Annotated in this window: 2 protein-coding genes; both read right to left on the bottom strand. The window is 34.0% G+C overall.

The genetic code is table 11. The features are described 5' to 3' along the window. Positions 1-168: 168 nt before the first annotated feature. Positions 169-7,590 carry an Ig-like domain repeat protein gene (locus ACKI44_RS07795; protein ID WP_407423190.1) on the bottom strand — a complete coding sequence of 2,474 codons (7,422 nt, stop codon included), beginning with the start codon at positions 7,588-7,590 and terminating at the stop codon, positions 169-171. 325 nt (positions 7,591-7,915) lie between these two features. Continuing rightward, positions 7,916-14,887, bottom strand: coding sequence for an Ig-like domain repeat protein (locus ACKI44_RS07790; RefSeq protein WP_407423188.1), 6,972 nt, complete (start codon positions 14,885-14,887; stop codon positions 7,916-7,918). Positions 14,888-15,038: the final 151 nt, after the last annotated feature.

Raw genomic sequence — 15,038 nt, 5'->3', positions numbered from 1 at the left:
TCCAAATTGTAAAAAGTTTGATTACGTTTTACTTGACGATTTCATTCAGTTTGAACACGTGCAATTTTTGCACAAGTTGAATTTTTCTTAAATCCATTAATTGAGAAAAAGAGTATAAGTGATAGATAAAAATTTTAAAAAAAAAATAAAAAGAGGTTATATAACCTCTTAAGCTTCTACTTTTACAATATTTGCTATTGTAGCTCCGTTTGAATACATTGATGTAATAATGTATTCGCCTGGCATTAATCTGATGTTTAATGCAGCCTGACCAGTACTGTTAGTGTGTCTAATGTAGAATACACCGTTTATATTGAATGTAATGTTTTGACCATCATATGGATTACCTTGACCGTCAACTAAAGTTGCAACAAATTGATCAGGAGTACCATATTTCTTGGTTAAATTGTTTGCAGTCAATACAGGCAATACTGTAATATTATTAGCTACTCTACATCCGTTGTATTCTGCAGTGATTATGTAAGTTCCAGGATTTAAGTTAATGTTTAACTTAGCCTGACCGGTTGCATTGGTTGTACGTGTGTAGAATACACCGTTAATGTTGAAGGTTACGTTTTCACCAGCGCCAACTGCTTTACCGTCTTCACCATATATGGTTACAACATATTGAGATTCGTTTTTATAGTATTTCACTAAGTCACTGCTTTCAATAGTTGATAAGACAGTAATGTTATTAGCGTGCATTTCGCCGTTAGGAGCCATAGCGGTAAGGACGTAAGTACCTTGTTCTAAGTTAATGTTTAACTTAGCAGTACCGTTTTCATTGGTCTTACGGGTATACATTACACCGTTGATGTTGAAAGTTACTTCAGTACCACTTGCTAATGGTTTACCTTGACCGTCAAGGAAAGTAGCGTAGTATTGGGTTCCGTTTCTGAACATTTTAACTACATCGTCACCGTAAATGGTTGTCAATACAGTTACGCTGTTTTCAATGCTTGCGTTAGTGTAGTTTCCAGTTCCAACATATGATGCGGCAAATGTGTAATTACCAGCGTCTAGGTTTATGGCTATGGAAGCTGTACCATTTGCATTAGTGGTTCTTTTGTATACTTCACCATTGATTGTTATATTAACAGTCTGGTTAGCTAAAGGATTGCCGTTAACATCGGTTAATTTTACAACATAACGGGTACCGTTTTTATAATACATTACAATATCATCAGCTGAAATAACAGCTTTATACATTGTAGGAGTGTTATTTTCTACGGTAGCATTTTCTGAAACATAGTTAACACTTGCATCACCGGTTAATTGGGAAGCGACTAAATAGTTATTAACGACATTAACATTACCGTCGGTTGTTAAGTTAAGAGCATAATCACCAGTGGTTGTAATGTTGTTGTTTTCAGCATTTACGTTTCCAGCAATAGCTTTAATACCAGTGGTTTCATATTTGATTGAATCCCATATTGAAGGAGATCCAACATTGGAACCGGATGCAATAATAGTATTATTTTTCACATCAAGTTGTGCTGCTTTTGAACCGATAGCCATTGTATAATTACCTTCCAATACGAAATTATTACCAATAACGGTTTCTTTTGCACCGCCTAAGGACATACCGTAAACTACAGTAGCGTTAGCTGTAATGTTGTTTTCAATGTGTTCAACTTCCACATTTCCATTAGACATTGCGGAATAGATTGGGTAAGCTGAAACCGGGGAGCTAACATCAATATTATTTCCTTGGACAACACCGGTAGCAGGACCTTCGATATCAATACCGTTTGCATAGTATGAGTCTGAAACTGAGACAATATCATTGTTGGCAACAGTGAAGTTTTCACCGCTGACTAATAATCCGTAGATGTATGAGTGACCGTTTGCTTCAATATAATTTGATTCAACATTTACATTATCGGAATCTGCAATATCTACTGCATAAATGGTATCATAACTACCTATAACACTATTATAATCAAGTTCAATTATATTATCGGATAATTCTAAATCATCACAGTTACTGAATACTAATCCTTCAGAAATAGGTGATTTTACCCAATTTCCAGATCCAGGTGGGATTTCAGCCCAGGAAACACTGCAGGAAGGAACAGTAATATCAAACTCATTGTCAGCTACAACAACAGAATCTGAGTTAGAAACACGAACAGCATTAGTTGTTGCAGTTCCGTTTCCATCACCTTCATAAACGATTTCATTGCCCACTATAATTAAATTATCTGCGGTATCAGCAATAATTGCATATGCATTTTCACCGACTTTACCTGAGACATTTAAAGCGGTATCAATGATTTCAACATCAGATGCGTTTTCAACGTTAATTGCATATTCCATGTCCTCTGCATTGATAGTGAATCCGAGAACAGTTACATTATCAGCAGTTACATTAATAGCAATGTTTTCTAATGTAGCGTTTTCACCAAGTAAGTTAATGGAACGGTCAATATTGATTTTGTTAGTGCTTTTATTGGAAATAACACCATCAAATATTAAATCATCACATTTTACTCCAGCTTTTAAATTACCGTCTTCATCGAAGAATCTTTCAAATGTGTCGTTTGTAACGATATTTGATACTTCAAATGAAACAGTGGTTGAAGCGTTGGTGTATTTATCATCACCAGAATAGATTACATCAACTTCATAATCACCATTATCTAAATCAGGAATGGTAATTGTTGCAGTTCCATTAGAAACATTAGATTCATAGTCTTCACCACCGATGTTGACTGAAACAGTACCTGTAGCATTAGCTGGAATGCCACTAACATCGATGATTACATCATTACCTAAAATAATGAAATCACTGACAGATGCATTTAATTCAAAGTCACTGATTTTAGATACTTCAAATGAAACAGTGGTTGAAGCATTGGCGTATTTATCATCACCGGAATAGATTACATCTAAAGTGTAATTACCTACAGCTAAATCAGGAATAATTACTACAGCTGTTCCGTTTATAACTTCTCCAGTTACATTATTAACAGTTACGGTACCTGATGCATCATCATTTAGAGTAACTGTAACAGTTGCAACTTCACCGACTACAATATCGCTAGCATTAGCGGAAATTTCAGGTTCAAATGGAGTAACAGTTAAACTGGATGAATTGGAAACAGGATGATAAACTTTTTCCATATTCATTGAATAGTCTAAAGTGTAGTTTCCTTTTGGAAGTACATCAATGTCAAAAGTAGCTTTACTGTCAATAATATCGGCAGTGTAGGTTTCATTATTTACTTTTAAAGTAATAGTTCCTTCAGGTATTAGTTTGCCGTTATCTTCCATAACAGTTACATTTATTTGAGTTTCACCATATGGGAAAGTAATATCTTCAGCAAAGATAGTTGCATTGCCAATATACAATTTATCCTCAACAGTTAAGTTAACGGTTTGGTTGTCAACAGTTGCTTCAACATAATAACCGCTGTTTTCAATACCTTCAAACGGAATATCAATAGCACCATCAAAAGTGCCGTTTTCTTGAGCTAAAGTACCGTTTACAGCAGAGATTGTGAAATCACGAGGAACTAAAATACCTTCATAATCAGATACGTTTTCACCATCGAATGATTTGAATGCTAAAGTTACATCCTGTAATAATCCTGTTTTATTGGTTGCATTTAATGTTACGATTAAATAGTTTTCAGGATTAACGATTTCAGAAGAAATTTCTCTGAGTTTTAAAACAGAATTGGAAATGTAGTTAGTGGTTCCGATAGTAGCATTTTTATAGGTTGCGTTGTTGCTCATCCACCAGTTGTCTGAAATGTCCATTTCAAGGGTTTTACCTGATGCAATTCCTATTTTAGCAATGTCATCTGATGAAATAACTGAATTGTGTATTGCAATTGAGAAATTACCGTTGTTTAATCCAGCTATTAAGTATTCAACATTGTCAAATAAACATCCGTCAAATACTCTTTGGGAATGGAATGATGTACCGTCAGTTCTTGAGTAGAAAACACTTACTGCTTGCACGTTTCTGAATGTTGAGTTGTAAACGTTCACATCTCCAGGAACCATGGTGTAACCTCCACTTGCAAGGTTCCATGAGTTGATTCCACCGAATACATAAGGACTGAATTTAGCACCTTCATCAACGAAAGTACAGTTAATGATTGTTGCTTGCTGACATGAACCGATTGCTAAACAGGTTAATGATCTAGCAGGGTCATATACACGGTCAGATAACTCGTCAACAGTTCTGTTGGTAACCATGAAAAGAGTGTTTTCAATAGTGATGTTACCTTTTTGACCTCCGAAAGCACCTATAGCTACTAAATCCATATTCATGGAATAAGCATTGATACTGTCAATTATTCTTGAATTGTACATATATAAAGTACCTTGAGTAGAAATTTCAGAAAGTCTGCCTGCATGGTCTGCTTCAAAGGTAGTGTTATCAATTATTAACACACCATCATTATAAATAGCTCCACCATAATAAGCATTTGCACGTTTAGCTCTGTCTGCATAACCGTTGCCGTTGAAATATGAATTCTTAATGACTAAAGTACCTGCAGTATTGATTGCTCCACCATAATTACCTTGTCCGTTGAGGAATTCTACATTATCAATTTCAACATTGGCGCCTTCTTCAACATAGATTGCAGATTGGGTATCACGGGCTGCTCTGTTTAAGGTCATGTCAGCTAAAGTGAGTTTTTTATTACCTGCCAATGCAGTAATGAAGTAATCAGCTTCAATATCTGATACAACAGTTTTATTTAAACCTTCACCTTTGATTGTTACATCAACTGTAGTTGGAATTCTTAGATTGGTGTTTAAAGTACCTGAGTAGTTACCTTCTAAAACGTGAACAGTGATATTGGTTGATTTGGTATAACCTTCACTTAATGCTTTAGAAATTGATTTGAATGGTTTATCTTTAGTACCAGTACCGTTTTCATCACTTCCTAAAGAATCAGATACGTATAATTCAATGCTGTCTAAAGCAGAGGTGATGTTGGTTCTTACAGTACCGTTTACATAGGTGTCATTTTCAGTTGCATATTCATAAACAGCTGAGAAATTATATACAGTATTATTTTCAAATCCGACATATTCTAAGGTTGCATTTCCATTAATTAATGAAGATTTACCTATAACGTTACCGTCGAAGTAGAAAGTTACTTGACCTCCACCGATAATAGCACCGGATGGGTGTGATACAGTAACGGTTAAGATATCGGACAATTCAGTTACGTTTAAGTCGTTTGCAGTGATAGTCAAATCAGTTAAATTTGCAAATACATTGTTTCCAGCACCAGGAGCAATGAAAATATCGTTTCCGGAATCTGCAGTGTTATTTTCAAAAGTAACATCTTCAAGACTAATTTCACAAACCTGGCTTGTTTTACCGTGGTTTAAAAGGTATATTGCACCACCATTACCTGAAGCGGTGTTGTTGATAAATTTAGCGCCTTTGATTTTAGCACCTGTAGTTACTAAACCTGCACCATTACCAGAAGCTCTATTGTTAATGAAAGTAACATTTTCCACAACAATTTCAGTTGGGTTACTTCCACTGCTTCTGTATTGAGCAATATAACTAGGAACATCGTTGTCGATGAATTTATCACAGATAGAAACGATATTGTTACCGCTTGCATAAGCAATGTTTGATGTGGTACCGGTTACGGTATTTGATTCAAAGGTGTTGTTGATACTTACCAAATCACCTTGAGCATAGTATGCTGCACCACCTGAGTATCCGGCAATGGTATTGCCTCTGAATGTATTGTTTTCCAAATACATTACATTACCATTATTAGAAGCAATCCATAATAAACCGGTAGAAGTTTTACCGTCACAGTTTTCAAATAAGGAATTGGTTAATACCAAATTATAAGCATTAATTGCTTGTGTAGTACCATTGATTACTTTTAAATTATCAATAACTGCACCGTCACCACCTGATTGGACACGGATAGTGCCTGAATTGAGTACAACATTATCTTTCATATTTAATGTGTATGCACTTACAGGATTACCATCACAGTTAATGAAAGTTAAATTAATTAAAGTAGCTTCCATATATTGGCCAAAAGTAAATATACCTGCTCCAGACCAACCTGATTTAGCATGTTCTGCGTCAATCACGACATTGCCATATGATTCACCGACGATAGTAACTTTACCGACATTGGAATAAGATAAATCTCTGTTTAAAGTTCCATTGTATAAACCGTTCATTACATGAACTGTTAAATCAACAGTGGAAGCAGTTCCAACATCTAAAGCATGTTTTAATGTTAAGAATGGATTGGATTGACTACCATCACCATTATCATCATCACCGTTAGGTGAAACCCATACTTCAGCAGGAGTGTGGTCAAAATCAACAGTTGCAGTTCCATTTACAACAGTTACATCAAAGACATTTTGAGTGGAGTATGTCTGAGTACCGGAAATGGTATATTTTCCGTTGTCTAATAATTTTTTAACATTAGCGGTTGCAACACCATCATTTCCTGTGCTGGCTGAACCTACATTTTTTCCATCTAACTCAAATACTACTTTAGCATTTTTGACTAAATTACCCATATCATCAGTCACTTTTGCTTTTAAATTAAAGCTGGTGCCAGTGATATTAGCATCTTCAAAAGCAACAAATGAATTGAAATCAGTGTTAGCGTAAAGGAATGCAGTAGTTGATGAACAGTTGACGAAATTGTTGTTTTTCAAATATGCATTTTGGAAAAACAAGACCCCACCATTAGTACCTGTATAAGTACAGTCAATGAAGGTATTGTCAGTTATATTAGCAATATTGTCTCCATTATTATAAGCAACATGTAATGCAGCAGCATAATAAGATCCAGTCAAATTTTTAAAGGTATTTCCTTTAATTATGGATTTACCTGTTTGAATAGAACATGATGGAGAATATGAATAACTACTTGTTGTTTTTGCACCCTCAAATACATTGTTTACAAGAGTGATTAATGCATTTTGAGAATAATATAAATCTGCCATTTGATTAGCTTTATTATTTAAAAATTTAGAGTTTACAATAGTTAAATTATTAGCTTTATCCTGGTAAACTGTAGCCAAATTGGTTGCTTCGTTTTCTGTAAATACACAACCGTCAATGGTTAAAGTACCGGATGACCTAATGGCTGAACCCATATCAAGTTTACCATGAGTAAAAGTGATATTTATTAAAGTCACCAATGAATCAGCACTGATTGCTTTAATAATAGGAGCTGAGTCATCACCATCAAAAATTGTTCCGCCTTTTGAATCTCCAATTATGGTAAGAGATCCATTATAATTGTTATGAGCTAAGTTAATTTGTAAGTTTGTATTGTTTTCACCAGTAAAAGTACCAGGACCGACATAAATAACAGCAACATCAGAGGAGTTAACTTCTGAAATAGCTTTATTTAATGTAGCATAAGGACTTGCCTGACTACCAGATCCTGAATCACTACCAGTGTCACTCACATATATACTTTTATCAAAGCTTACTGCAGAAAGAGTGTCTGCAGAATTTCCAGCTGAAAGTGCGTCATCATTACTTGCTGCACTAACAGCACCTATAGATAAAATAGTTAATAAGACTAAACTTATTAACATGAGTTTACTTAATTTCAATTAATTTTCCCCACGTAAATTATTTTTTTCTCCCATAAGAGAATAAAATATCAAAAAAATATTTATCAATTATATATTATAAATTAACAAATACATTTGATTAGATATTCTAATAAATATCCCAAGAACAATGAAATGTGAATTGAAAATGAGATACGATTAATATATATTAATAAAATAATATTTATAATTTATCAAATGAGAAATATAAAAATCATACAAAATTTATTGATTTTATAATTCATTTAAACTAAAAATTAAAAAAAGAATGAATAATGTCTTTTAATTTAATTTAAAAGACACAATATATTCAAAAAATAATTTCCTAATTAATAATGATTGTATTGGATATAGTGCAATCACCATAACTGGAAGAAATTATATATTTACCGGGCATCAGGTTAATATTCAGATAGGCAAAACCGTTAGCGTCAGTGATACGATTATAAAATACTCCATTAATATTGAAAGTAACTGATTTATTTGCTGAAGGCAGACCCATGCCATCCAAAAGAAGAGCTTTAAATCTGCTTCCATCCTTGTATTTCATTACCAAATCATCAGCTTTCAATATTGGAAGAACAGTAATTTTATTACTGCATGCAAGGCCATTCGGATGATATGCAGTTAAGATATACTCTCCAGGATTCAAATTGATATTTAATTTTGCAAGGCCCAAATCATTGGTTTTACGGGTGTAAAAGACTCCGTTAATGTTCATTGTAACATCTGCATCAGTTAAAGGATTTCCAGTATCATCCAATAGCTGAACGTAATATTGCGTATCGTTTTTATAGTATTTTACAATATCCTCACCCATGATTGTAGGTAAAACCGTTATTGTAAATGACTCTGCAAAATTACCGTATGGATTATATGCAGTCAGAATATATTTGCCCGGTTCCAGATTAATATTCAGTTTGGCGATTCCATCACTATTGGTCAGTCTATTGTAGAATACCCCATTTATGTTCATGGTAACGTTTTTACCGACAATAGGTGAACCTGTACCGTCAATGACTTTAACATAAAACTGTGAAGCATTTCTGTAGTATTTAACCAGGTCCTCACCATAAGTAACTGAGAGAACTGTTATTTTTGAAACTACAAATGAATCCTCAAGTGAACTTTCACCATAATATGCGCATGAAATAGTATAAACGCCCGGATCCAGGTTTATAGCAAAGGTAATCAATCCGTTTGAATCAGTTACACGGGAATATTCACATCCGTTAATGGTTATATTAATCTTTTTACCGGATAAAGGATTTCCAAGAGCATCAACCAGTAATGCATTGAACTGGGTTCCGTTTCTATAGTATTTTACAACATCATTTGCAAAAAGATGTGTCAAATTGCCTGAAATAATGACTGTATCATTGAAAGAGGATTCTTTAAATGCAGGATTTCCATAGAATTCGGATTCTATTTCATATATTCCTGTGCCTGAACCTAATTTGATAAATACACATCCGCAATCATCAGTTCTCACCGTGTAATTTTTATCATTGACCCTTACAAAGACATCAACGTCACTTATTCCATCATCAGAATCATCAAGTAAAGAAAGAACATAGGTACCGTTAATTAATGAGCCTTCAAAATGGGAATTCCTTAACTGTGAATACGGCAAAACAGTTATCTTAAATGACATTAGCAATCCGTCATAAGGATTTTGAACAGTTAAATTATATGTTCCAGGTTCTGAATTAATATTTAAAACTGCAAAACCGTTTTCATCACTGCAAACCTTATAAAATACTCCGCTTAAGTTCATGGAAACGTTAGTGTTAACAATAGGACTGCCGTCACCTTTCAACAGCTGAGCCTTGAACTGGTTGGAATCTCGATAATATTTAACCAAATCATGTCCAATGACTGTAGGAAGTACAGTAATTGTAGAAGTCCTTACAGCGCTTTCACTCACATTTTCCGGCAGGTAATAGGTGACTGCATTATAAAATCCTGGGTTTAAATCAATCTTTAGGAAAACCCAACCTTCATTATCGGTTTTATTGGTATAGTTTGTATTATTTATGGATATTATAATCTCCTTATCAGACAATGGAAGTCCCACTGAATTCAATAGCTGAGCGTAGAACTGTGTTCCGTTTTTATAATACTTGACCAGGTCAAAGACAAAGAGATATGTTGCATTTCCTGAAATGACTGTGGAATCTGCAATTTCAGACCTTTCATATGAATCATCACCAGCAAATGTTGTCTGGATATTATAGACCCCTGGAGCATATCCCAGGAAAATAAATGCTTCACCATTCTCATCAGTCAATTTGGAATAGCTGTTATTGTTGATTTTGAAAATGATCTGTTTATCTGAAAGGAGATTTGCATTTTCATCAATTAGAACAATTTTATAAGTGCAGTTTTCTTCAAAATAACCTTTAAGAACTGTTTTCGTTAAGTTTTCAGATGCTAAAACCTTTATATAATTAATGTTAAAGCTTTCAAGATATTTTTGTGAACCAGAATAGCTTGATTTTACCAGATAATCGCCGTAAGGCAATTTGAATCTGAATATCGCTTCACCGAGATTGTTTGTATTCATCTGATAAACGGAAAGAGGATTTCCATTGACTGTTGAAATATTAATCAGAATATTAGCGCCTGAAATAGGATTATCCAACATATCCTTTAAGAGGACATTAAATTCGACACTTTCATTGTCAAAGAGAGTTTTGTCCTGGGAATCAATGGAAGTTAATGTTTTATCTGAGTCCACTACAAGAATGCGTGCAGTTGACTTTGATGAAATGTAGTTTGTATTCGTCATTGAAAATGATGCCAAATAACTTCCTACGCCGTTAGTTATCAATAATCTTGCAATTCCGTCATTGTTTGTTGTTGAATTGAATTTAGTGCAGTTAATGTCAATATTTATTAGCATGTTTTTTAAAGGATTGTTGTTTGCATCTTTTAGATGTATTTCAAGATGCTTAACGTCTCCGACTTTCATTATGACATCTGAAGCATAAATTGAGGTAGGCATTTCATAAACAATTATCTTATTGCTGTTTTCGGCAAATATTCCATAATATCTATTTGTATATGTGTATGTGATATTATAGAGTCCAGGATCCAGTTTTATCTGCAGACGGGCCTGTCCAAATGCGTCAGTATATAATTTATAAGTCTCTACGCCTTTGGATGAGGAAATTGTTGCAGTGATTGTTTTACCATACTGGCTGAAAGCGTTCGGATCGTTGAAATAAATTACAAAGAATTTGTTTTCACCATAATACTGGACCAAATCACTTGCGTTCATGGATACCTTTTCAATGACAGTATTATTATTTACAATTATCGTTGCAGCAGCAGTTGAATCCTCATACCAGATGTTTCCTGCATAATCCAATGTAGCCAGGTAAGATCCTTCATTTTCATTTATAACGAATGTTGCAAGACCGTTACCGTCAGTTACCTGAGTTAAGGTTCTTATTAACTTGCCCTGATAGAGATTTAAGGTAATTGTCTGATTTGGTATGAATCTTCCATACATATCAGTTAAAACCGCTTCATATACTCCATTTATAGGTATTGAAACATGATGGAATCCTGAAATCATTGAAATTACCTTTTCAACTGTTATGACACCGGACGCTTCGGCAGGTCCGTAAATGTCATCTCCAGCATATGTGGCTTTAATATTGTATATTCCCGGAAGGTAATTTATTGTAAGCTGCGCGATTCCGTAATCATTGGTTTTTAAGTCGAATATGTCTGTTAAATTTCCCTGAGTAATCACAACATGAATGTTTTCTCCAAGGATGCGTGTTCCGTGTTCATCTTTCAGGGTTATATTATAGACGTTTCCTATTCCATAAAGGACAACACTAGGAACATCGATTGTTGAATTTACAGGAAGGATTGTAATTTCTGACTTTGATTTTGAACTCAAATACCATGAATCCCCATCGAAGCTTGTTTCGATAGTGTATTGTCCAACATCCAAATTTAAAATCAGGTCTGAACGGCCAAACTCATTGGTAACGCCATCAATACTCCTTACATCACCCTTTGAATCGATTATTCTGAAATGGAGTGTTCTATTTATAATACCGAATCCGTTTACATCAGTTAAAACAGCATCGAAATCATTGTTTTTTCCATAGTATGTTTTATTATGGGTAATCAGATAAGTCTGTGAAGGCAAAACGTTGATTGAGGCACTGTTATTTGATGGTTCGAAATAACCGTTTCCGTCATAACGGACATTAACGGTATACAGTCCTACAGGATAATAAAAATTGAATTCACAGTATCCGTTTTCATCACTGATTATATCAAATGTTTCGATTTCCTTATTCGGTTTTATTATTTCAACCGCAAGTGTCTGATTTGAGAGTTTATATGAATTAACATTTATTAAATTGAAGCCATATTTATTATTTCCGCCGTAGAATACCTTATTTTCCATCACTATTTTTGTACTTGTGTTATGCAATGTCAAGTCCAATAGCTGATTGTCGATTCTTGCAAATACGTTGATATCCCTGGAACTTCCATCACCAGTTACGTTTGCATATAAAATATTATTTTTTAGTGTGGAATTAAGTGGTTGAATAATTCCATTTACGCATGATAAAAATACAGGTCTTTGATTAATTGTATAATTTAATTCACTGACTTTTTCATTTAAATCAATTAATGAATTTAAACTAACTTTAACACTGTCTTCAGTTAGATTAACCAAACTCATTATAATCCAGTCGTCCAATTTCAGATTTCCAAGGAAGATATATACCTTTTTGGAATTAGGTTTCTGATTTTCTCCCCACCAGTTGGATGAATAGTCCACATCTCCAGAATATGAAAAAATGTCATTTCCCTCATAGGCTGCTGTGTTATTTACAAAGACTGAATAGTGAACCACTTTAGGATTGTATAATGCACCGCCGTATGCGGCCCTGTTTGAAATGAAGGTCGTATTGATGACTGTGTTTGCGTTTACAAGCCCATCACCCTTATATGCGCTTCCTTCCTTTAAGATATTTGAATTTTTTTCAAAGTAGGAATTGTTAACTTCCAAAGCGTTTATTGCGGCCAGTTCATTACCTATGAAAACGGATGAATTGATAAAGTTGACATTACCAATCGGACCATAATTGTTGATGAAGGTTGAATTGTTTATAAAACCCCCAAAAGACCCGTGGCTTTCATAAATATAGAACCCATAGGTGTCAGAATAGAAGTTTTGAGGATTGAACTTGAAAGTATTGTCAATGAATGATGAATTTTCAACATATGCATATGACTGGAACAGCAGGATATCATCCAATGAAGCTGAAAGCAGGAGTATCGGATGCAAATAAATGATTCCCACAGTGTTTTTTCTGAATATGGAATTGTATATTTCAATTGATCCGTCAATAGGGAATAGATAATTGTAATTTTTATACATCTGGTTTGTATAGAACCTTGAAGTTGACTCGACTATAATGTCATCAATATAACATTTAGGATTACCGGTAATTATTGCGCCCTTATTTTTATAAAATGAGGAATTGCTGATTTTAACCTCACCGCTTCCGTCAATTATTGCTGAAGCTCCAATATTGGTGAATGTTGAGTTTTCAATAGCTAATTTACCTTTGTTTACTATAAATAATGCATTTTCAAAGTCCGCTGACATTACTGTAAAAGTAACATTTTTTATTAAAAGGCTTCCCCAAGGCTGAATTTTAAAGATATTACGTCCGTTGTCACGGCTCATGAGAGCAGATTCCAAACCGATAATTGTCAGATTCCTGTTAATTTCCAGATTTGAATTGAATCCATAGGAATAAGTTCCATTCAATAGATAAATCGTATTTCCATTTAATGCTTTACCTATTGTAAATTCCAGAGTCTGATAAGGAGATTCGTAACTTCCGTCCCCATAGCCGTTATTTCCTTTTGTTGGAGAAACATACCATTCATAATCAGTCAACCCGGTACCTATGACCAGTCTGAGTCTTTGTGAATCGATTATTGCATAAACCAAAGAGCTTTCGGTATTGTTAAAAAGATAATTGTCGAAAAATCCTTCAGATAGAATTACGCTTGAGTTTTGGAATTTTCCGTTTTGAGCTTCGAATTCAGCTTCCCTTGAAGGGAGCAAATCCACATTGTCCAAATTATAGATGGTTCTGCCGTTAGTATATTTGTTTAAGCTGACAGTGAAAGGATCAGTGGTGCCTACAGGAATAGGTGAGTTTTTATTTTCAAATGTCATGACAATCCAGTAATCTGCAGAGGTTATTGCGTATTTGATTTTAGGACCGGTGTTGCTTCCCCACCAATTGAATGGTGCATAAACTTCTGAAACTCCACCATTACCAGTTATTTCATCCAAAATGACTGAATATGTAACGTTAATCTTGGATGAGAATGAGTTAATGCCTCTGTAAAAAATAGAGGATTTAGCAATCAATGTGGAATTGTAAATGAAGAATGGATTGGAGAATCTGTCCGGATCAAATACTATTACCCTATTGAAGTTAACGTCTGAATCATGTATCTTCAGCCCATTGGTAAAATTAACATTTGAAGCCTTTAAAACACCGTTCAGCTGTTCCATATGATGAATTTTGGAGTTTTCTATGCTTACATTAAAAGCAGGTCCTTTACTGTCATAATCATCATTGGACATTAACTCTCCGACTGTTGAATTGATTATCTGGATTGAATCATAGTTATATACCGTTGTACTTATTCCTCTTTCAACTGATCTGAAAGGAAGATTGGAATTTGAAATTCTGGCATTTCCAAGATTGATGATAATTTGAGCCAAAGCTGAAGAAAGAATATTATTGAAGTGTGAATTATCAATTTTGAGGTTATTATAATTAAATATAACTGACATGAAAGTATTCATCTTGCTGAATGAAATGTTATTTAACGTTAAATCACCATTGTTTACGATGAGGGCATTATATCTTGAATTGACATCACAATATCCGTTGATGAAATTTATATTGTTGATTGTCAGCGAATTCGAGCTTAAAATATTGAAAAATCCGTATTTATTTTCCCCGTCTATTGTGACATTTCTGGATAATGACTGTATTGTCAGATTCTTATTAATCGTCAACCCGGTGTTCAAGACACCTGAATACCTACCGTCCATCAGAATAATCGTTGAATTGTCCTCACTCTGCTCAATAGCTTCCTTTAAACTGGAATATGGTGCATCATAGCTGCCGTTGGCATATCCCATGTTTGTTGTATTTACATATATTTCATTCTGATTTATTCCGTAAGCATTATCAAAAGAATTTGAAATTAAATCATCTGACATTGCTGAATTATCCTCATTTGCACTAACAAAGGATAGAGAAAGAATAAAAATTAATAATAATGAAAAATATACGAGAATTTTATTATATTTAATTTTTAACACCTCTAATATAACCATTCTTTTAAAAAAATGGTCTTTAATGTTATAAGTT

It is taken from the genome of Methanobrevibacter sp., from assembly GCF_045646205.1.
Taxonomy (GTDB): Archaea; Methanobacteriota; Methanobacteria; order Methanobacteriales; family Methanobacteriaceae; genus Methanocatella.
The sequence above is the reverse complement of the archived record's forward strand: the minus strand, read 5'-3'. Positions and strand labels throughout refer to the sequence as shown.

What these genes read in the sequence shown, in the direction of transcription:
- ACKI44_RS07790 (WP_407423188.1), bottom strand. Translation starts at nt 14,887, where the DNA reads ATGTCAGATGATTTAATTTCAAATTCTTTTGATAATGCTTACGGAATA.